General features: G+C 35.8%; 25 protein-coding genes. 6 read left to right on the forward strand and 19 right to left on the reverse strand.

The window, feature by feature from the left end; all coding sequences use genetic code 11:
• Positions 1-16: 16 nt before the first annotated feature.
• On the reverse strand, positions 17-985 hold the full coding sequence (locus MHB55_RS10815; protein WP_340863213.1) for an NAD(P)H-dependent flavin oxidoreductase: 969 nt from the start codon (positions 983-985) through the stop codon (positions 17-19).
• A gap of 130 nt (positions 986-1,115) precedes the next feature.
• Here MHB55_RS10815 and MHB55_RS10820 point away from each other — a divergent pair, with 130 nt between their 5' ends.
• Positions 1,116-1,592, forward strand: a complete 477-nt coding sequence (locus MHB55_RS10820) for a gamma carbonic anhydrase family protein (protein WP_427660148.1) — start codon at positions 1,116-1,118, stop codon at positions 1,590-1,592.
• Between the two features lie 102 nt (positions 1,593-1,694).
• Here MHB55_RS10820 and MHB55_RS10825 read toward each other — a convergent pair whose 3' ends face one another.
• The 13 genes from MHB55_RS10825 to paaA all read right to left on the reverse strand — a co-directional run bounded on the left by MHB55_RS10825 (position 1,695) and on the right by paaA (position 12,072).
• A complete protein-coding gene (locus tag MHB55_RS10825; RefSeq protein WP_154310739.1) occupies positions 1,695-1,889 on the reverse strand; it encodes a hypothetical protein in 195 nt (64 codons plus the stop codon).
• A gap of 108 nt (positions 1,890-1,997) precedes the next feature.
• Positions 1,998-2,642, reverse strand: a complete 645-nt coding sequence (locus MHB55_RS10830; RefSeq protein WP_154310738.1) for an NIF family HAD-type phosphatase — start codon at positions 2,640-2,642, stop codon at positions 1,998-2,000.
• A 64-nt stretch (positions 2,643-2,706) separates the two neighbouring features.
• The gene (gene paaX, locus MHB55_RS10835) at positions 2,707-3,585 is read right to left on the reverse strand and encodes a phenylacetic acid degradation operon negative regulatory protein PaaX (RefSeq protein ID WP_340863214.1); all 879 of its coding nucleotides are present in this window, start codon (positions 3,583-3,585) and stop codon (positions 2,707-2,709) included.
• Positions 3,586-3,904: 319 nt separating this feature from the next.
• On the reverse strand, positions 3,905-5,107 hold the full coding sequence (locus tag MHB55_RS10840; protein ID WP_340863215.1) for an acetyl-CoA C-acyltransferase: 1,203 nt from the start codon (positions 5,105-5,107) through the stop codon (positions 3,905-3,907).
• Positions 5,108-5,115: 8 nt separating this feature from the next.
• Entirely contained in the window at positions 5,116-5,976 is an 861-nt protein-coding gene (locus MHB55_RS10845; protein ID WP_151109674.1) for a 3-hydroxyacyl-CoA dehydrogenase, read from the reverse strand.
• 79 nt (positions 5,977-6,055) lie between these two features.
• Positions 6,056-7,573: an aldehyde dehydrogenase family protein gene (locus MHB55_RS10850; RefSeq protein WP_154310737.1), complete on the reverse strand. Its 1,518-nt coding sequence runs from the start codon at positions 7,571-7,573 to the stop codon at positions 6,056-6,058.
• A 14-nt stretch (positions 7,574-7,587) separates the two neighbouring features.
• On the reverse strand, positions 7,588-8,361 hold the full coding sequence (locus MHB55_RS10855) for an enoyl-CoA hydratase-related protein (protein ID WP_144536211.1): 774 nt from the start codon (positions 8,359-8,361) through the stop codon (positions 7,588-7,590).
• Positions 8,362-8,373: 12 nt separating this feature from the next.
• Positions 8,374-9,147, reverse strand: a complete 774-nt coding sequence (locus MHB55_RS10860; RefSeq protein ID WP_340863216.1) for an enoyl-CoA hydratase/isomerase family protein — start codon at positions 9,145-9,147, stop codon at positions 8,374-8,376.
• A complete protein-coding gene (locus MHB55_RS10865; protein WP_144536207.1) occupies positions 9,147-9,449 on the reverse strand; it encodes an EthD family reductase in 303 nt (100 codons plus the stop codon). The genes MHB55_RS10860 and MHB55_RS10865 overlap by 1 nt, the downstream gene beginning before the upstream one ends.
• Before the next feature lie 13 nt (positions 9,450-9,462).
• On the reverse strand, positions 9,463-9,963 hold the full coding sequence (gene paaD, locus MHB55_RS10870) for a 1,2-phenylacetyl-CoA epoxidase subunit PaaD (protein WP_151109669.1): 501 nt from the start codon (positions 9,961-9,963) through the stop codon (positions 9,463-9,465).
• Positions 9,964-9,989: 26 nt separating this feature from the next.
• Entirely contained in the window at positions 9,990-10,793 is an 804-nt protein-coding gene (gene paaC / locus MHB55_RS10875) for a 1,2-phenylacetyl-CoA epoxidase subunit PaaC (RefSeq protein ID WP_340863217.1), read from the reverse strand.
• Positions 10,790-11,137, reverse strand: a complete 348-nt coding sequence (paaB, locus tag MHB55_RS10880) for a 1,2-phenylacetyl-CoA epoxidase subunit PaaB (RefSeq protein WP_340863218.1) — start codon at positions 11,135-11,137, stop codon at positions 10,790-10,792. The genes paaC and paaB overlap by 4 nt, the downstream gene beginning before the upstream one ends.
• Positions 11,138-11,154: 17 nt before the next feature.
• Complete coding sequence (gene paaA, locus MHB55_RS10885; protein ID WP_229654123.1) at positions 11,155-12,072, reverse strand: 1,2-phenylacetyl-CoA epoxidase subunit PaaA; 918 nt, start codon at positions 12,070-12,072, stop codon at positions 11,155-11,157.
• A 710-nt stretch (positions 12,073-12,782) separates the two neighbouring features.
• Between paaA and MHB55_RS10890 the strand changes: the two genes are divergently transcribed.
• Genes MHB55_RS10890 through MHB55_RS10900 form a run of 3 tightly spaced genes read left to right on the forward strand, consistent with a single transcriptional unit; the run spans position 12,783 to position 14,727 of the window.
• Positions 12,783-13,352: a bifunctional transcriptional activator/DNA repair enzyme AdaA gene (locus MHB55_RS10890; RefSeq protein WP_340863219.1), complete on the forward strand. Its 570-nt coding sequence runs from the start codon at positions 12,783-12,785 to the stop codon at positions 13,350-13,352.
• Positions 13,349-14,251, forward strand: a complete 903-nt coding sequence (locus MHB55_RS10895) for a DNA-3-methyladenine glycosylase family protein (RefSeq protein WP_340863220.1) — start codon at positions 13,349-13,351, stop codon at positions 14,249-14,251. The genes MHB55_RS10890 and MHB55_RS10895 overlap by 4 nt, the downstream gene beginning before the upstream one ends.
• Positions 14,251-14,727: a methylated-DNA--[protein]-cysteine S-methyltransferase gene (locus tag MHB55_RS10900; protein WP_340863221.1), complete on the forward strand. Its 477-nt coding sequence runs from the start codon at positions 14,251-14,253 to the stop codon at positions 14,725-14,727. Before MHB55_RS10895 ends, MHB55_RS10900 begins: the two co-directional genes overlap by 1 nt.
• Before the next feature lie 78 nt (positions 14,728-14,805).
• On the opposite strand, the gene MHB55_RS10905 is transcribed toward MHB55_RS10900, so the two are convergent.
• The 5 genes from MHB55_RS10905 to MHB55_RS10925 all read right to left on the reverse strand — a co-directional run bounded on the left by MHB55_RS10905 (position 14,806) and on the right by MHB55_RS10925 (position 18,498).
• The gene (locus MHB55_RS10905) at positions 14,806-15,834 is read right to left on the reverse strand and encodes a collagenase (RefSeq protein ID WP_144536193.1); all 1,029 of its coding nucleotides are present in this window, start codon (positions 15,832-15,834) and stop codon (positions 14,806-14,808) included.
• Positions 15,835-15,858: 24 nt separating this feature from the next.
• Complete coding sequence (locus tag MHB55_RS10910) at positions 15,859-16,860, reverse strand: aldo/keto reductase (protein ID WP_340863222.1); 1,002 nt, start codon at positions 16,858-16,860, stop codon at positions 15,859-15,861.
• Complete coding sequence (locus MHB55_RS10915; RefSeq protein WP_318245405.1) at positions 16,857-17,420, reverse strand: NUDIX hydrolase; 564 nt, start codon at positions 17,418-17,420, stop codon at positions 16,857-16,859. Before MHB55_RS10915 ends, MHB55_RS10910 begins: the two co-directional genes overlap by 4 nt.
• Positions 17,421-17,870: 450 nt before the next feature.
• A complete protein-coding gene (locus MHB55_RS10920; RefSeq protein WP_144536187.1) occupies positions 17,871-18,215 on the reverse strand; it encodes a zinc-ribbon domain-containing protein in 345 nt (114 codons plus the stop codon).
• 28 nt (positions 18,216-18,243) lie between these two features.
• Positions 18,244-18,498 (reverse strand): hypothetical protein, encoded by a 255-nt coding sequence (locus MHB55_RS10925; RefSeq protein ID WP_340863223.1) that lies wholly within the window; start codon positions 18,496-18,498, stop codon positions 18,244-18,246.
• A 181-nt stretch (positions 18,499-18,679) separates the two neighbouring features.
• Between MHB55_RS10925 and MHB55_RS10930 the strand changes: the two genes are divergently transcribed.
• Together MHB55_RS10930 and MHB55_RS10935 are read left to right on the forward strand one after the other, a co-directional pair.
• Positions 18,680-19,462 (forward strand): hypothetical protein, encoded by a 783-nt coding sequence (locus MHB55_RS10930; RefSeq protein ID WP_151109653.1) that lies wholly within the window; start codon positions 18,680-18,682, stop codon positions 19,460-19,462.
• Between the two features lie 81 nt (positions 19,463-19,543).
• Positions 19,544-20,524 carry a hypothetical protein gene (locus MHB55_RS10935; RefSeq protein ID WP_340863224.1) on the forward strand — a complete coding sequence of 327 codons (981 nt, stop codon included), beginning with the start codon at positions 19,544-19,546 and terminating at the stop codon, positions 20,522-20,524.
• Positions 20,525-20,697: the final 173 nt, after the last annotated feature.

A 20,697-nucleotide genomic window follows, 5' to 3' on the forward strand; every position in this document is an offset into this window, starting at 1 on the left:
CATATTGTCGGCGTTTTTATCTTTCCCTTGTTAGCATTTTAAGTTCCTCTAATGCTTCTTGCCATTTATGTTCTGCTTCTAATATCATTTTATTGAACAGCTCTTCAACAGAAGGTATGTTATCTATTAAACCAGCGATTTGACCACTGTTTAAAAAACCGTTTTCCAGGTCTCCCTCTATTGCACCCCGTTTATGATGCGACTCCGTCATGCTTTTCTCATAATCCTGAATAGTCATCCCACGTTTTTCAAGATCAATAATTTTACTAGCATAAGGAGTTTTTAATACTCTTCGTATCCTCCCCACACTACGACCAACCAGAATTGTATCTACATCCCAAGCTTCAAGCAGTCGTTTTTTATAATTTTCATGAAATGGAGCTTCTTTTGTTGTAATCAATCTAGTTCCAAGCTGTACTCCACTTGCACCAAGCGATATCGCTGCTGCTAACCCCTTTCCATCCCCGATCCCCCCTGCTGCTATAACAGGTAATTTCACTTGTTTAACTATTTGGGGTACCAAGGTAAAAGTAGTCAGCTCTAAATTAGAATTAATACCTGCTGCCTCAAATCCCTCAGCAATTAAAATATCTGCCCCTGCCTGTTCTGCTTTAAGTGCGTGTTTAACAGAAGCTACTAGGGTCATTACTAAAATACTGTGTTTATGCAATATAGGTATATAAGGGGCAGGGTTTCCGGCAGAAAGAGAAACAATAGGAATTTTATGCTTTATAACAAGTTCAATAAGCTGATCCACATAAGGAGAAACACTAATTGCAATATTGACTGCAAAATTTTTCGAAGTTCTTTTCTTTGTTTCTAAAATTATTTCGTCTACTTCACTTGGAGACATCGTTCCACATCCAATGGTCCCTAAGCCACCTGCCTCAGTCACTGCAGATGAAAGCTGTGCGTTGCTTATGTTCCCCATTCCACCTTGAATAATAGGAAAAGTAATATCTAACATCTCACAAACGTATATCATTTTTTTATCCACCCCTATTAAAATATGTTATATTATAATTAGTAGAATGACAATTGTTAAAATTAAAAAAGGAGTGAATTTTTTGATTATTTCATTTAAAGGGCAGACCCCAAGTATAAGTGGTACAGCCATGATTGCACCAGGTGCTAAAATAATTGGAAATGTACGAATAGGAGATGAGTCTACTATTTGGTTCAATGCCGTATTACGGGGTGACGAGGCACCTATAACTATTGGTAAGCGATGTAGTATACAGGATAATTCGACAATACATTTGTATGAAGACGCTCCTGTAATTATAGAAGATGAAGTAACTGTCGGACATAATGTTATTCTTCATGGATGCAGGGTTGGTAAGCGATCTATTATAGGAATGGGCTCTACTATTTTAGATCATTCCGAGATTGGTGAAGAATGTATTGTAGGGGCAAACACCTTAGTTCCTTCTGGCAAGAAATTCCCTCCACGATCTTTAATCGTTGGCTCGCCTGGAAAAGTAGTAAGAGAGTTAAATGACAAAGATATAGAGCTAATTCAGCTATCTATAGACACCTATGTACAAAAAGGCTATGACTACCGAGAAATATTTGAAAATAATTTGGCATAACTAGTTATCAAATTATTTTCAATTAAAGTTGCATAAATAAACAAGGTCAGTTATGAATTAAAACTAAAGCAGGGGATTTATTCCCCTGCTTTTAGTGCTCCGTTATATTCCATCAAAAAGATTGCCTAATGCCCTAACAAGACCTCGCAACATCCAAAACAATAAACGAAAAGGTAAAAAAAATAGTTCAGGAATCCAGAAAAAAATGTCCCCAAAAACATCTGCCCAAGTATATTTATCTTGTTGACGTTTTCTTTCTGCTCTCTTTTCTTTTTTACGCTTCCATCGCTCACTCATGTAAAATATCCTTCTTTCGTAGGCCCTTATATTTTAAATTAATTTACGAACTACTATAAAAAAGTTTCTAACAAACGTTATGTATTTTAATTAGTCATAGCTTCGGAATTATAAAGTAAATTCAAGAACCTCTCTAAGATTCTTTACAATATAGTTTGCTTTTTCCAGTTCCTCTGGCTGAGAGAAGTCAAATTCAACCCCAATTGCGATCAAGTTATTATCTTTCGCTGCATTTATATCCGATGAGCGATCACCAATTACATATCCTGATGTAATTTGATTTTCTTTCAATACCCTTTCTACTAGCTCTGATTTATGGCCGGATGCAACAGTTTGTATACTATACACTTTCTTAATATACTTTTCCAGATCATATGTTTCGACTATTGCCTTCAAGTACTCTTCCTGTCCATTGCTAGCGATGAACACCTCGAAGTCCTCGCTTAAAGTCATTAAAACCTTTTCTGCATGTGGATAGAGTGCACCCTCGTTGTTTTTGATCAAGGCGATTAGTTGTTTATGAAAATATTCATTACTCTTTTCTCGAATTTCGTTAGAATGCTTTGGGCAAAGAGTTTTCCAAACGGTAGGAAGTGTAACGCCCATAATTTCTCGGTACTTTTCTATTGGCGTATCTTCGTTCCATAAATCTTGCTCTCTTAACATATTAAAAGTTTTTTCTAATGCAGGCTCTAATATTAAGTTTGTTTGAAATAACGTTCCGTCCATATCAAAAATACAGCATTTTTTCATTATTCTCCTCCTCATATCTTATATATAACGGAAACCGAACCTATTAAGATTCGGTTTCCAAGCACTATTCCTTTAAAAGTGGGTGGTAGTTAGCATCATATTTTACATCTTTTCGTTGAAGGTCATTATCTGCTTGAAAAACTTCTTCAAAAAATTCGCTTGCTGAAGGTGCCAGTAATTTATAATATTGCTCGAATAAAAGTGCAGCATGATTACCGCTCCATATTTCAGGTAACAGGTCCTTTGGAAGACCCGGATCAATAAATAGGAACTTCCGATATTCATGAACTAATCTAGTCCTTTCTACAAAACATTCAGCTAATGACATTTTCTTATCATTCATCATACTTTGATGAACTATATATTGTTGGCTATAAGTGGTTATAAACTCTTTATATCTTGCTTCTATTTCTAAGAGTGGCCAGCTTTTTTCCACCAAAGCCTTGTTCTCTTTTGGACCTTTATATTCTGAAACAAAAAAATCAACATATTCATTTATATCATACTTCTCTATTAAAAATTCTACTTCATTATCTAGATTATTAGGAGATATCCAACAACCATTTGAAAAGCTGCCAAATCCGCTCCACAACAACTCCTTACGAAGCTCATCACGTATCTGCCTTTTTTCTTCAGGAATTGTATACATTATTATGCGCCATTTACCATCCCATTCATTGGGCATCAGCTTAAAGATTCGATTCGCAGCTTCTTCCATTCTTAATTTACCTCGTTTGGTAAGAAAATAATAGCTTTTGTTTCCTACTTTCTCAGATTCTAACCATCCCTGTTTCATCATTCTAGAGACAGCTACGCGGACTGATTGTTCATTATGTCCAAATTCCTTGAGAAGGCGAATAAGGCTACCGATCCATATTTTATTGCCATAGTGTCTTATATAATCGCCATATATCGTAAAGATCATTGACTGTGTGTTAGACATACTATCATTCACTCTTTTCTAATTTACCTACTAGAAATATATCACGAATTCTAAATTATTTCACTATTTTGTTATAAGGATATACTAATTATTTCCCTGAAAATAATTTAATTTTCTGTATTTATAAACCTCATATAGATTAAACAAATTTTATTGTTAAAGCATTTAATCTAGAAATATACTACATATTTTATAGTACGAATTGTTGTTAGGGTGAATATAAAAATAAAATCATTAGTTTATTTAGGCATTAGAAAAACATCTCTTACAAACGGTACGTCAAACGCACATAGAGATGTTCTTGTATTTATATTCGGACTTACTGAATACCTTCAAATATTGCTGAAATTCCCTGACCTACACCTACACACATCGTAGCGAGGCCGTATTTAGTTTCTCTTTTTCTCATCTCGTAAATAAGTGTGGTCACAATTCTTGCTCCACTAGCACCTAAGGGATGTCCGAGTGCAATTGCCCCTCCGTTTACATTAACGATTTGTGGATCTAGCCCTAGTTCCCTTATACATGCCAGTGATTGAGAAGCAAATGCTTCATTCAATTCTATTAATCCGATATCCTCTATTTTTAAACCTGCACGTTTCAAAGCCTTTCTTGTTGCAAATACGGGTCCAAGTCCCATGAGAGCTGGTTCTAGACCGATAGTTGCAGCAGCAACATATCTTGCAATAGGCTTTAAGTCTAATTCCCTTGCTTTATCTGCACTCATTAGAAGTAACCCAGCCGCACCATCGTTAACACCAGATGCATTTCCTGCTGTCACAGTACCACCCTCAAAAAGAGGAGCTAATTTTTTTAACTTTCCTAAGCTTGTTTCTGGTCGGGGGTGTTCGTCGGCCACAACCAATACTTCTTCTTCTTTATGATTTGTAAACCTCACAGGAATTATCTCATTTAAAAAACGATTATCCTCCATCGCGTTTTTAGCTCTTTGTTGACTTTCAAAGGAGAAGATATCTTGATCCTCCCTAGATATTCTGTGCTTAACAGCAACATTCTCAGCAGTCTTTGGCATTGAATCAGTTCCATACAACTCTTTTAACAATGGATTTATAAATCGCCATCCAATCATTGTATCTACAAGCTCCATATCTCCTCTTGGAAATTCTTTCGTAGGCTTAGCCATTACGTAAGGAGCACGAGTCATACTCTCTGTTCCGCCGGCAATATATATATCACCATCTCCTACTGCAATTGCTCGAGCTGCATAAAGTATTGCATCTAAACCTGAACCACAAAGTCTATTAATTGTAGTGCCACCAACCTCTAACGGTAGTCCTGAGAGTAACGAAGCCATCCTCGCTACATTACGATTATCCTCCCCAGCTTGGTTGGCATTTCCTAAAATAACTTCTTCTATTTGATCGACTGGAAGTCCTTTATTTCTTTCTATAAGTCCCTTTATAACAAAGGATGCTAAATCATCTGGCCGTATACTTTTTAAACATCCATTATACCTACCGATAGGAGTGCGTACAGCATCTACAATTACAACTTCTCTCATTTCTTATTTCACTCTCCCTCTTCTGTATAACTATAAACACCCCTGCCCGTCTTTCTTCCAAGCCGGCCAGCTTTAACGTATTGTTCAAGTAAAGGCGCTGGCCGATATTTTTCACCAAGCTTTTCATGTAAATACTTTAAATTATTTAGTCGAGTATCTAATCCAACAAGATCACCGAGTTCAAAAGGTCCCATTGGGTAATTCAAGCCTAATTTAATGGCTTTATCAATTTCTTCCGGAGTACCTAAGCCTTCCTGAAGCATATAGAATGCTTCATTACCAACAAGCGCACTTATTCGACTAGTAATAAACCCTGGAAACTCTTTAATTACCACCGTTTCCTTGCCCATCTGCTTAGCAACTTTTTTTATAATTTCCACGGTATCATCACTAGTTTCTAGCCCTCTCACTAGTTCTACCAATGGCATTTTATGTACTGGATTAAAAAAGTGCATAGCAATTGTCTTATCGGGACGTTTAGCGAAGGATGCAATTTCTGTTGGGCTCATAGTAGAGGTATTAGTCGCAAAATAACATTCTGCTTTAGCATGTTCTTCTATTGTCTCAAACACTGTTCTCTTAATTGCAGCTTTCTCAGGAACAGCTTCTATTACTAAATCAGCTCCTTGCACCGCTAAAGTAAGTTCTAATTCATAACTAAGGTTACATAAATATCTTTCTGCCATTTCAGTAGTTAGTTTTTCTTTTTCAATACCTTTTTCAAATAAAGCCTCGATTTCTTGCTTAGCTTGTTCTAAGGCTACTTGATTGTTGTCGACAACTGTCACCTCATAATTAGACAGAGCTGCTACATAGGCAATTCCTCGTCCCATTACACCGGAGCCTACAACAACTATATGTTTAACCAAAAACAGCACCTCCCCATTTTGTTTATGTAGAAAAAAGACAGGAACCATCTTTAAGCTCCCGCCCTTTTAATGTATTTCTTTAAAGCCCCAAAGGATTTAATGGACGGCTTCCATAGTAAGATAAGATACTCTTAGTTTCTGTGTACAGATCTAACGTTTCGATGCAAAGCTCTCGTCCAAAGCCTGATTGCTTGTATCCGCCAAAAGGAGTTCCTGGAAATGCTGAAAACGGACAATTCACCATTACTATACCTGCCTTGATCTGATTAGCAACTCTTGTAGCTCTTGCTCCATCCTTTGACCAAATAGCAGAGCCAAGTCCAAAAGTAGTATCGTTAGCTAATTTAATCGCTTCTTTTTCATCTTTAAATTTCATTACGACCACAACCGGCCCAAATATCTCTTCTTTTACTACGCTCATCTCGTGATTTACGTTAGAAATTATAGTCGGCTCAAACCAAAAACCATTCTCAAATCCTTTTGGAGAACATGTATGGCCTCCTGCTATAATCTCTGCCCCATCCTTTATCGCTGATTGAACATATCCATTTATCGTATCCAACTGTGTTTGGTCTATAATAGCACCAACATGTGTTCCTTTATCAAAAGGATCTCCTAATTGAAGTCTTTTTGTCTTTTCTAGAAACTTACTTACAAACTCTTCATAAATATCTTCTTGCACATACAAGCGAGAACGAGCTTCACAGGATTGACCTGAATTATAAAAAATCCCAAATAAAGAGCCATCAACAGCTGCATCAATATCCGCATCAGCAAACACTATACTGGGGGACTTTCCTCCAAGTTCTAGAGTTACCCGCTTCAAGCTTTCAGAAGCTTTTCCCATAATGTCTTTCCCTATAGGGGTAGACCCTGTAAAAGCAACCTTATCCACTTCGGCGTGCTCTACTAAATAATTTCCAATTTCTGAGCCTGAACCAGGGACAATGTTGACAACTCCTGGTGGAACACCTGCCTCCAAACAAATTTCACCTAGTATTATGGCGGTTAATGGAGTTAAAGATGCTGGCTTCACGATAACAGAACAGCCTACAGCTATTGCTGGCGCTATTTTCCATGCAGCCATCATCAGTGGATAATTCCAAGGTATAATTTGTGCACAAACTCCAACAGGTTCTTTTTCTGTATAGTTATGAAACTGACCTGGCACATTATTGACAGAACCTCGGTGTCCAACAATTGCACCCGCATAAAACTCAAAATCCTCAATAGCTTGGGTTACTTGACCTTGAGCAGCGTGAAGCGTCTTTCCAGTATCTAAAATCTCTAGCTCCACTAACTCATTGAAGCGAGAGCGCATAATTGCAGCAATTTTATTTAAAATCTGTGCTCTGCGACCTATAGGATACATTTTCCACTTACCGTGATCAAAAGAGTTACGCGCTGCTGCAATTGCCTTTTCTGCATCTTCCTTGGTAGCCTTAGCAACCTCAGCTACAAGTTCTCCGTTAGCTGGGTTAAAGGTTTTAATTGTTTCACCCTTCGAGCCTTTCATCTTTTCTCCATTTATTATTAAATGATAAAATGCTCTTTTTAGAGACTCTTTTTCGGTTTTATCGTCTTTAATAGTTGTCATGAATAAGACACTCCTTATTTTCCTGAAAAAACAGGTTTTCTTTTTTCTAAAAAAGCTTCGATACCCTCCAGATGATCATTGGTTTGTCCTGCTATTCGCTGTGATTGTGCTTCAAATTCTAGATACTCCTCTAAAGGCATTTCTGTAATCGCTTTCATTGAACGTTTTATAAGGGCAACTGCTTTAGAAGGCAAGCTAGCTAAATGTTCAGCAAAATATGTTAACTGATCTTCCCACTCCTGAACCTCAATAATTTTATTGGCTAAACCTAGGTTAATTGCCTGCTGAGCTGAAACTTTTTCACCTAAAATGGAGAGTTCTAATGTTTTAGCTACGCCTATTAACTGAGATAAGTAATACATATTCCCACAGTCTGGTACGAGACCTACATGGATAAAAGCATTTAAATAGCTACCTTTTTCGGAAATTAGACGGAAATCACAGGCTAAGGCCAAACTAAAGCCGGCACCAGCAGCCACCCCGTTTACCGCTGCAACAATTGGCTTTTCGCATAAACTAATCTGTCTTAGCATCGGATAATACGATTCTCTTAATAGGTTTCCATAATCCATCTGAGCATCCACTTCAGTTAGATCCTGTCCAGAACAGAAGGCTCTACCTTCTCCAGTCAAGAGAATACTACGTACTTCTTCCGAAGAAGACGCGGTTTTAAATGCAGCTTTTAACTCTTCATTCATCTTAGCGTTAAATGCATTGAGCTTATCTGGTCTGTTTAAGACAATCCAAGCTACATTATTTTTCACAAAATATTTAATGGACTCGTACATATTCACTCCTCCCTATTTCCCTTGGTAATTTGGTTTTCTTTTTTCAACAAACGCACTCATTCCTTCTTTTTGATCCTCTGTGCCAAATAGTAAATAAAAGTTTTTTCTTTCATACTGCATCCCTTCATGGAGTGAGTAATCTATTGCCTTGTTCACAGAATCTTTTATAAGTCGCAAAGAAATAGGTGGTTGTGAAGCAAGAATGGTAGCCAACTTCATTGATTCTTCCATTAGTAGCTCACTCGCTACAATTTTATTGATAATGCCATTGTTCAAAGCTGTATTTGCTGAGATCCGCTTTCCGGTCCATAGCCATTCCAAGGCTTTTGTTCTTCCTACTAACTTAGTAAGTCTTTGCGTACCTCCAGCGCCAGGCATTACTCCAAGCCCTACCTCAGGAAATGAAAACTCTGTCCCAGCTGCAGCTATTAAGAGATCACATGATAGAGCAAGCTCGAATCCACCCCCAAAGACATAGCCCTTTACTGCCCCAATAATCGGTTTTTTAATAGTTGCTAATCGATCCCAATCAGAGAATTGATCTAATAATTCTAGACTAATAGGATTATCGCCCATCATTTCTTCAATATCAGCACCAGCTGAGAAGGCCTTCCCATTTCCAGTAAGGACTATAACTCGAATGTCTTCATGACTTTCAAACGCTAGTAATGCTTCTAATATTTCACTAACCATTTTTCTATTTAAGGAATTAAGCCGTTCGGGTCTATTCAATTCAATTATCCCAACTTGGTTCTTCATTCTAGTTTCAATGAATCGGTAAACCATTAAGAATCCTCACCTATCATAAGAGTTACCAAGTTTCCTGCAAACCCCATTAAATCTTTACCTGATGCTTTTCCTTCAGGAGAATTTAATCCTGCTTTCAAGGAATCTAAATCATCATATATCATCTCGCACATTAAATAATATTTAGGGTCTCCACCCATTGGAGAATTCGTAAATTTTGTGACCTTCATCTCCTTTAAGCCTGGAATTTGTTCTGTAATAGGAGCATGCACCTTAAAATAGTGGTCATCAAACTCCTGTTTGTTCTCTGGGTGTTTATACATCGCTATCAATTTAGCCATTGGATTTCCTCCTTTACATAAATGTAGAAATAGGTTTCATTGCTTCAAATACATTTTTGCAGCTTTTACAATATAAGATGCTTCTGCAGGCAGTTGGACCAAATATATTTTCCATGGATATATAAGTAGATCCGCAATAGGCACATTCAACCTCCCATGAATTTTCCCCTTCCTTAAATAGTGGGGGAGGTGATATTCCAAACTTCCTTAAGTTGGCATGCCCTTGCTCTGTTATTCGGTCCGATGTCCAAGGAGTATGAAAAACAAAATCTACTTCAGTCTTTCCTACTCCAGAAATATTCTCTAAAGCAGCCTTTGTATTTCCTTTGATGATATCTAAAGCAGGACACCCTAAAAATGTGGGAAGTAAATGGACCTTTACTGCTTCTTCCTCAATAATAATTTCTTCAATCATACCGAGATCCACTATGCTTACAGAATCTATTTCTGGATCCATTACTTGATATAGAACTTCCAATATGGACTCTTTAGTAACAGTTGAGCTTTTTAACACATTTGTCACCTCTCTCCATTTAATCCTTACCAAGATGCTGCTGGATCAATACTATATACTTCTGAAAGAGTTTTAAGCGCTTCATCCAAGTCTTTTAAATGTTCTCCATTTCGCCCGTTCTTCTTAGGTATAATCGGAATATTAGGCTTTTCAATCTGAAGAGACTCAAAAATGGGAGATAATCTCTTGTTCCATCTTTCCTTTAAAATTTCCTCAGTTTCAATTAGGTGATGTTTTTCTATAATCTCTTTATCTATGCCATATGAAAAAAAATCGGAAAAGTCATCACTCACTTGTAAGATTGCATGCATCATTTTCTTTTTGGCAACATCCGTTGAGGATAATAATTGTTTGAACCATATTTCCCAGTGTAACAGGTGATAAAAAATTTCCATTTTTACCTTCAAGGCTATATCTGCTAACGGTACATATGAACTTGCACACAAGGAATCTACTTTGATTTTTTTAGCCGATATATAAAAATAACTTCTAACAACTTGTAAGGCCCAATCGTATTGTGGGGTTTCCATGTATGTTCCCATACCGTTAGCTCTTTCTGTAAGAACACTATTTTTCCTAGTGGAAGTAGGCCGAAGGTGAGCAAGAAGGTCTGCATTTCCTACTCCGAAATCTTCTAAAAGTTTATAATACATGGCAGCATGCCCCATGCTGTCCTGGCTAATAGAAGAGGAGGCAACGTCTTCTTCTATGTGAGGTGCGAGGCCTAGCCATTCAGAACCACGATAGGCAAACATAAAATCATCATCCGCCAGTTGAAAAAGAAGACTCTGCGTAGCGTCCTTATATTCCTGGCTCATCTCCTCACTCATTTACGATCTCCTCCCCACGATAGTATTTCTTTTTCATCCAAAATTTGTTGCTCGTATTGGCGCCATTTTTTCTTTAGATAACCATAGCCTTTTGTTGTGCGATATTCTTTATTGTCCAATCTGACTAGTGTTTGCTTCTCTTCATTTTCTATCTTGCGAATATGCTTTCGATTGACAATCCAAATGTCTGCTACAGGCTCCCGTCTCATGAAGTTTTCCTGAGCCATTATAAAAGCCATTTGTTCATTAGGAGCTAGCAGACTAAATTGGTGTTGAAATGCAGAGCTTGAAGTACGTTTGCTAAAGATTTCATATTCTTGATAAAAGCTCTTTTCTTCGTTCATTGTTATTTGTTCCTCCCTTAGCTTACCGTAGCACTTAGCGCCTCTCTTACCCAGGCGTTATTTTCGTAAGAGGTTCTTCTAAGATTAAGACGTGCCTCTGATCTAGGACCACCATTTTTTATGACTTTCTTAAATTCGTTCCAATCAGGTTGTTGATATATCCAATTGTTGCTCTCTCTATCAAATCTTAACGTTGAATCAGGTACAGTTAATCCCAACGATAAAATACGAGGAATGTATTTATCAAAAAAAAGTTGTCTGAATTCTTCATTTGTTTTAGTTCTTATTTTGTATTTAATCGTCAAATCCTGTTTAGAGGATCCAGTGGTTTCTTTAGAGGCCGGGCCAAAAAACATAAGAAGTGGCTCCCACCACCGATTTAGTGCCTCTTGAATCATTTCTTTTTGCTCGGTTGTTCCTTCAGCGAGGGCCATAATTATAGATTCTCCGTGCTGAGCATGGAATACCTCTTCAGCACAAATCCGCTGTAACGCTCTAGCATAAGGGCCGTAGGAGGCATTAAGCATATTGGTTTGAGTTATGATTGCAGCTCCGTCTACAAGCCAGCCGATAATTCCAGCATCGGCCCATGTCTTGGTTTCCATATGAAATACATTATGAAACTTCAAGTCTCCATTGAACAAATCTTGCATCAAATCAGCTCTATTTTTTCCATAGGGTTTTAGCAAATCCTCTGTAACTCGAAGTAAGAGCTGACCATGCCCCATCTCGTCTTGCACCTTAGCCATAATACCAAGTTTTCTAGACAGGGAAGGTGCTCGCGGAACCCATTCCTTTTCAGGTAATGCTCCCATTATTTCACTCATTCCATGCATAGAAATTAATTTTATTAAAGTTATTCGATATTCCTCTGGCATCCAATCGTCTGCTTCAATTTTATCTCCTGAATGAATACGCTCCAAAAACTGAAACATTTTTTGTTGTTCTTCTTCAGAAGTTAGCACTACGTTCAACTAAAATCCTCCTTTATTCAAGCTATGCTTATCTAAAACTAGTCATAACAACGTTAAAACGTTTTCTTAAAATCAGTTACAAATAACAAGCAAACTACTAAACTTATCTATATTAAAAGTAAAGAAAATTAAATCCTCCTTTTATAAAAGATAGAGACGAAAACATATAACCTTTTTTAAACGTAAAACTAAAAATAGTAATGTATTTATTACAGATTAATATTTTTGTAAATTTAAGTCAACGAAAAATTCTGAAAACTAAAAGAAAAAATTATGTTTAGACCATAAGCGCAAGAAATAAGACGATTCTTACATAATTATTTGATATGGTAAAACAAATGAAGATTACTTTTGGAAAAATTTAAATGGTATGATATTTAAGTAACCGCATGCTCCATGTTTACCAAGAAAACCAATTGGGAAGAACCGTTAGTTTAATCAAAAATAAATAGTACTTTTCACTTAAGTTTATTTAGCTATATAGTTTTTGTAGAGCTTAGAGGCATTCGGTAACTCTATAAGAAAAGTGTCCTGCTAGAGGAAAAAAATCTATCTTATTGTTTGAAAAGTATAAAATTGTTGTGTTTCCATATTGCTCATGTTTTTCTATAATGGCGATAAAAGATTGAGGCTCTTTCTTATATTTGTAAAATTAATGGAGGAGGAAACTAATGGATAAAATAAATCTATCCTTTGAGGAAATGTGGCAAAGGATAATAGCGTGTGATCATAATTATGATGGGTATTTTTATACTGCTGTTAAAACCACAAAAATTTATTGTAGGCCATCCTGCAAATCCCGTAAACCCAAGAAGGAAAACGTAGTATTCTACAAAACTAAGTCAGAAGCTGAAAAAGCAGGGTTTCGTGCATGCAAACGATGTAAGCCTGATTTACAACTAGCTCCTCAAGAGGACTTAGTCGAGCAGGTCATTTCTTTTTTAACTAATAATTATAGACAACCCTTAACATTAGAAAATATATCAATACATATGGGAGTCAGCCCTTTCCATTTAGAGCGTGTATTTAAAAAGGTTACATCGGAGAGTCCCCGCCAGCTCTTAGAGAGGATTCGTATAGAAAAGGCTGCCCATTTACTGAAGCATACAAATGCCTCAAACTTAGAAATAAGCTTGAAAACTGGATTTCAAAGCACCTCTACCTTTTATAAAGCCTTTAGAAATTCTTTTCAAAGTTCCCCAAGTGAATTTCGTAAACAATGGAGGAAGATGCAAGTATGAATGAAAAAGTACAACTAAGTCAACTGAGCATTCCAACTCCACAAGACTTTAGTTTCGCTGAATGTCTGAAGCATTTAATGAAACCTGAACAAGAATGGTTGTACAGAGTTATCGACAACTCCATTTATAAGCTACTTAAAATGGATGATGAACTCATTTTGTTCATAATTGAGTGGCAACCAGGAAATATAATTGTCAAATTTCCTCTTACTCAACCATCTACTATACAAGTTAAAAAAGTTACTACATTTATTAGTGAATGGTTTGATTTGGAGAAGGACTTGAGAGATTTTTATGAACTTGCTAATAATGATCCTGTTTTACGTCCAATCGTTCAAAGTTATTATGGATTACGTATAGTTGGTATTCCCCATTTTTTTGAAGCAATAAGTTGGGCTATTATAGGTCAGCAAATCAATTTAACATTTGCTTACACTTTAAAGAAGCGCTTAGTAGAAAAATATGGAGAATCGTTAGAGTATGAAGGTAACAAATATTATGTTTTTCCTTCATTAGAAATAGTTGCATCTTTAACTGTAGAGGATTTAAAACTGCTACAATTTAGTGCTAGAAAAGCAGAGTATATTATAGGAATCGCTCAGCTCATTCTACAGGGAAAGTTATCGAAGGATTTAGTACTTAAACAAAAGACATTCGAACAAAAGCATTTGTTTTTAACATCTATTAGAGGAATTGGACCTTGGACCGCAGACTATGTTTTAATGAAAAGCCTACAAGAGCCCACTGCTTTCCCTATTTCCGATGTTGGCTTGCATAACGCCTTAAAAAAACAATTAAACTTAGACCGTAAACCTACTATGGCTGAACTAAAAGAATTGGCTATGAATTGGGAAGGCTGGCAGGCTTACGCTACATTTTATCTTTGGAGGTCATTATAATGCATAGAGTAGACTTTCAATCACCGATTGGAGTATTAGAAATCTTAAGTACGATGGAGGCTATTTATGCCATCCACTTTACCGAAAGAACTGAGACAGATTTTCAATTGGATGACAATCATCCTGCTGTAGTTCATATATGCGTTAAACAATTGCATGAGTACTTTTATGGAGACCGGATGGACTTCACTTTTCCATATATTTTTGAAGGTACTGATTTTCAACAATCTGTTTGGAAGGCACTTACTAAAGTTCCATATGCCACAACTGCAAGCTACAAGCATATTGCTCAATCTATAGGTAATGACCGTGCGGTTAGAGCTGTTGGGAGTGCGAACAATAAAAATAGGTTGCCTATCGTTATACCCTGTCATCGAATCATTAGCGTTGGAGGAAAGTTGACAGGTTACGCAGGTGGGCTATGGAGAAAAGAATGGCTTTTAAACCATGAACAAGCAAAATTAAAAAACAATTAGAACAAATTGATAAGCATTAATGTAAAGGAGCCGAGACTATTGTCTCGGCTCCTTATTTCCAAACCATTTAATTTAATTTTATAAATTTACTAAAAGGGTTTGTTGAAAATCTATTGTACTCTTTCCCGTAGTCTTCTCAAAATTTTTATAAAAATCATCTAATGACTTAGATAATAATAACTCCGTTAAAACTTCAGTACCATACAAACTATCCAATTTTTTAACTGTAAAGTATCCCTGAAGGTACACCTTATAATGCTCTAATTTAGATGGTATTGTTTTGTTTGTGTCTATTAACCGATAATCCACTGTTTCACTTAATATGTTCGGGTCGATAACTCTATCCTGATATCCTACGTACTCACTCAGCCCTTCGATAAACCAAAAAGGTAGATGCTCCATTTTGCTGCTTAATCCATTGATTTTAGCGAACTGGTGAATACGATAATGGGTATATTCATGTAATAATATTCTTTCCCATCTTTTCTCCTCGTCCATTTTCATAAGATGTATTGATTGATCCATGCGCTTATAGTAACCTACCGCTCCTGGCGATATTTCCTTAATAGCAGCTGGATCATTATATATTTCAATCGATAAAGGGTCCTTCACTTCATTTCCAAAAATCAGATCAAGTTTAGCCTTTTCTTTCTCTAAAAGAGAGGAGTACTCATTCACAGAGGCTATATTTTCTTCTGCAAAATAATAAGAAATATTCGCAATTTTTTTCTTTTCTATATCCTTTTGGATGAGGCTATTAAAGAAAATATGGAATATGCTTCCTATTTCTTTCTCTCCTGTATTTGTTATCTTAGATGAAGGAGTTATCTCTTGATAAGGCTCCTCTGCATAGTTCAACCAAATGCTTCCTCCGATGAATATGGAAAATAATAGAGTGCCAACAAAAAAGAAACTAGTCATAAGAAGATTATTAATCTTTAAGCAGATAATTTTCTTTATAATCATGTAATTTAAAGCAAAGAGGGCAATGAGCACGCCATATTCTAAATAGGACCAACTGGAAAATTCGATAAACATTTGCACGACAAACAATCCGACGACAATAGGTAACAACAAATACAATACTTGAATAATTAAGGCTTTCAATTTATCCTCCTAATGAATAAAAGTTCATTTGTAAGTTGCAATGTTTTCCTTGGCGTGATTTACTCGTTTCATTCCAACCATTGTTGACAATATGTCTTTTGTATTCATTAGGAATCGCAAGATATCATCTGTGTTTTCCACATCTTTACCTAGGTTAAATGGTGCGCTGGTCGTAACGTGAATATCTAGATCCCTAGCAGCTTCTAAAACTGTCAGCGCTATCCCTGAAACTGATTGAGTTTCCCTATTATTTGCTCCAGGTAAGGAACTATTTAAGGGCACTTGGATAAATCTAAAATGCCCTCCTACCTTTCTCGCTATTTTTTCCGTTTTTTCTAAAGATATATAGCCTTTCTCATCACTATCTGTAATTAAACCCAGCCAGGTAGCCAAACCGTAAAATCGTATAGTTTGCTTTTTTACTTGTTGCTCAAAGAAATAAAATAATTCTTCAAGCATTTTGTAGAACGCCTCTTCTCCAAGAACTTTCATAGAAATTTCCGGAACATGTAAATAATAAATATCAATTGTCTCCAAACCAAGGTGTGATCTGCTTTGATTTAGTGCAAACTGAAAATAGCTTGGAGTAAGTACGTGCTTTTGATGTGCAACTGTCTGTATTTCCTTTTCTTGAATGATTTCATTTTTTAAGAGCACATATTTTAGATAGTCACTTGGAACAAGACCCGCATCTATATCACCTGGAATTAGGCCCGCCTTTGTTGAGATGACAAACTCACTTCTATCAAGTTCTTTGTTTGTTATTAGCGACTCTAGCACTTTCCCTATATCTTTCTCTGATTTCATACCACGATAATTTAGAGCGGTATCTATAAAATTCACACCATTTCTGAGGCAGTATTTAATTGTTTTTTCATACAGCTCGGAATCTTCATTTGTCATATCGCCTAAATGTGTCCCGATTGCAATTGGCGAGCAATAAAACCAAGTAGTTTCTCTATATTTTGACTCATGATTATTTAAATAATTTAATGTTTTTTCTCTGGTGGCATAACCCTTTATCATCTAATGGGCTTCTCCTTTAAATAAGATAAAGCCATATAGTAGGCATGAGCTGTAAAAAGTTGTTGGATCTCTCCATTCACGATCAATGAACCCATTTCATTCCAGTTATAAATATGAACATCTATAAATTCTGTAGGGTCGAGCTGCTGACCACTAGTATGATAAGCATCTAGAAGCAGATAGGTAAATACCTTATTGGTTTGAGTTGCCGGATTTACGTAAAATTGGCCCAATAATATAGGTTCTCGGTCTGTTGAGTAGCCCGTCTCTTCTTGAACTTCCCTTAAAATTGCTTCCTGATAGCTTTCTCCCCCTTCTGGCTTTCCAGCAGGAATCTCTAAAAATATGTTTTGAGCTGAATAGCGATATTGACTTACTAATACAATTTGTTGTTCCTTTGTAAGCACAATAGCATTTACCCAATCATCGTATTCATTTACATAATAATCTTCAATTATTTGACCATTGGGCAACTCGCATTTGTCTTTTCGTAAATTGCCAAACGGTGACTGGTACAAATAGGATGAGCTTAGCTTTTTCCATGTGTCCAATATTTTCACTCCTTAGAAAATAGATATTCAGGTTCCGTAGATATAGCTTTACCAATAAAAAATATAAAAGCGAGGAAGAAAGGAAAGATAATTAGTTGTCCAATAATGATAAACGCTGTTGCAGGTGATGGGTCATCTCCCCTGTAGGTTATAGGAAAAATACTAGCGAACAAAAGAATGAAAAAAATCAAATATGGAAACCACAGGAAAGAAGAAATATATCTGCTCTTTCTGTATTGGAGCCACCTGCCGTTTACTAGGAGCAGAACTGTTATCAATAATATGAAACCTAAAACATGGAGAATCATCATAAATAGGTTTACGGCGTCAGTTTCCCAATTCGTTATACGAGCTATTCTATAAAAGTTTAACTGTAATTCAAATGATATAAAAATCATAAGTGCAATAATAATGCTAACTATGTTCAGACGTAAAAAGTAATTGATACAAAAACCACCTTTATTTATTTTGCAGAGAGCTACCACATTCAGAGCAAAATTTGAAGGATTTGCCAACTGGGTGACCACAATTGGAGCAATAGACTTCCGCTTTTAATTGTCCCTCTTCCCATCCTTTGCTGGCTGCCGCCATTTGTTCACGTATTGCCTCATTGTTTATTTCTTTTAATTTCTTGTAGTTACCTACGCCTGTTAATAAAAAGCCGAAAAAGATAAGGGGTGCTCCTACGAAGAATAACCAGAAATATTGAGGCTCCTCAAAAAACTCCAGAGTAAAAAATTCAAAACAAGCAATTGCCAAGCAGCATATTCCAGCAAACATGATAATCGGACCTATAAATTTCACTACATATTCACCCCAATTTCAAAAAAATTCATAAGCACTCATTAAAATAATTAAATTCCTCTATGGAAATTGGAGCAGATAAGTTTATTTCATTATTTAAAGTAGCTATTACATCTGCTTCTCTTTTCAACCAATAGCGATAAGGTGATTCAGTTACAGCCTTCCATACAAAAAAGCCCTTTTCTGTTTCAGGAAAAGTTGAATGAGATGTTCCGCCTTGCCGCTTAGCAAAGGAAAAAAAGAAAATTTCCCTAATGCGGGCTTTAATTATTTGTTTTTTCAAATAAAATACCTCTAGACCATATTATACAATAAAATAATCATTATTTATTATAATTTTTTCATTTAATTGGGAATTATATAACTCGTTTTGCTGTTATTTCTGTTAGCGATTTAACAATGCCTACTTTTTGCATACTTGCATATTCTAACTATAAGGCTAGCTCACAAGGGAGGAACACCTAATGGGATTATTCATCAATGAATACCAAAACCCTGGGGTATTTAAAAATACGGCAGAAATAAAGGCACCTAATCAAACAGAATATCGATGTAACCACTTATCTGAGTTCATACAAGATCAAAATACTGCAAATGAAGCTTTTCTTCGAGCCATTAAAGGATTAAGAAGATCTCAATATCACTATGGTCATCAGCAAATAACTCAATCGTATGAAATGAATGCAAAACTACAGGAGTTAAAAGAACTCAATATCAAACATGAGCTTGTTGAGAAACAAGTATATAACTGGTTAGAAAAATTAGAGCTGCAAAACCATACTATACAGCTACTAATAAAAGACGAGCAATTAGGTAAAAACGATTTAACCGTTCAAATTGAAAAACTGGACGATACGCAAAATGAAATAATGTCTCGATTAGAACAAGCAGAGGTAACACAAATATGTATTGTAAATAAGCTCGAAGATCTTTCTCTAGAGAATAAGGAAGTTTTATCTCATATAGAAAAAGTAGATATTTTTAATGATGAAATAATGAATAAAGTTAATGAACAGAATCAATTCCGTCAAATAATTAATGAACAGTTTAATAATTTGGAAGATGGACAAAAGGAATTAACAAACAGAGTAGACAATCAAGAAGGATTAATGGAGAAGATTTTGCGCCAAATCGATCATGTAAGAACTTCATTGTTTGAAAGAACTAGCTTTTTAGAAGAGAAAATGGAGAAAATATATCACGCCTCCATAGCTAGCTTTCAGAAGATAAAAAACGGTTCTGAATAAACTTGAGGGGGAAAACCTATAAACCTTAGCAAATGGGTTGGTGGATTTATCATTTTCATTTTATTGATTGGTTGTGGGACTGTGGCTTTATCGAATACAAATGATAGTAACAAATTCCCATATGAAGTTACTACGGAAGTAATGGATGAAAGAGCAATGATAGAACATGCCTTCAAGTCTATTAGAAGCTTTAAAAAGTTAGGCTTTATCAAACCAGAGGATAAGCTAGACAGCACACTCTTGACCTATGACCCATCCAAGGATGTACTAAAGTATCAAGAAACATTTTACTTAAGCACCGGCTACAAATATCTTTCGTTCTCTTCTCTACTAAATTATTCGAAAGAGGATTACGAAAATTACGTTCAATCATTAGAAAATTTGAGAAGGTTATCACACGAGAGCATGGAAATTGAAATTGGTAATAATGAGGATGCCTCATTTACAACACTTTTAGGTCTTGACGGAAATGAGCTATACCATATTGATTTTCTGAAAGAGGGATTTAGTAATGATGTAGTAGATGCTGTTGGCTTGTCTTTAAAACCAGTGGAGGAAGGTGTTTTTGAACGGTTTTATGATACACTTTTAAAAGATATGGACAAAATTAAATTCCCCACAATGGATAAGGGCTATGAAGTTAAGTCAATTATATCTAAATGGATAACAGATCATATCGGTCCCGAATTAATAATCGAATATGAAAATTTTCAAAACAAAACATTCCTTTATACTATTAGAGATAGTGATCTTGTAATTGATGCTTATGACGAAAAAAGTAAATTTTTACTAAAGAATGGTACCGAGGTAAATTTATATGTATCTGCATATAAAGATGATTTTCTAGCTTATACGTGGTCTGATGGCATTCATTTTTATGAAATAACAATTGACACCCAAAAGAATAAATTGAAAAAAGAAGAAATATACAAAATAATCGAGTCTTCTCTTCAAGATAAGAGTACTTTTTCAGATTTAAGTCTTTTTAAACCTTTGAACGATTTTCCTATCTTAACCGAAAAAGATAAACAGCTACGAGAGATAATTCAGAAAGAAAATTAAAAGCGCTCGTAAAGTGTACTTTCTCCCCTAAAAGATCAAAAAGCGCTCCTAAAAATAGAAAAGTGTCTCCTAAAGGGAGCGAAAACCGCCCCAAAAGAACTTAAAGCTTCCGACATTTTTCTCCGGAAGCTTTTATTACAAGGCAAATATGAAACAATTTCTTATCATATGGA

It is taken from the genome of Psychrobacillus sp. FSL K6-1267 (genome assembly GCF_038003265.1).
GTDB lineage: Bacteria > Bacillota > Bacilli > Bacillales_A > Planococcaceae > Psychrobacillus > Psychrobacillus faecigallinarum.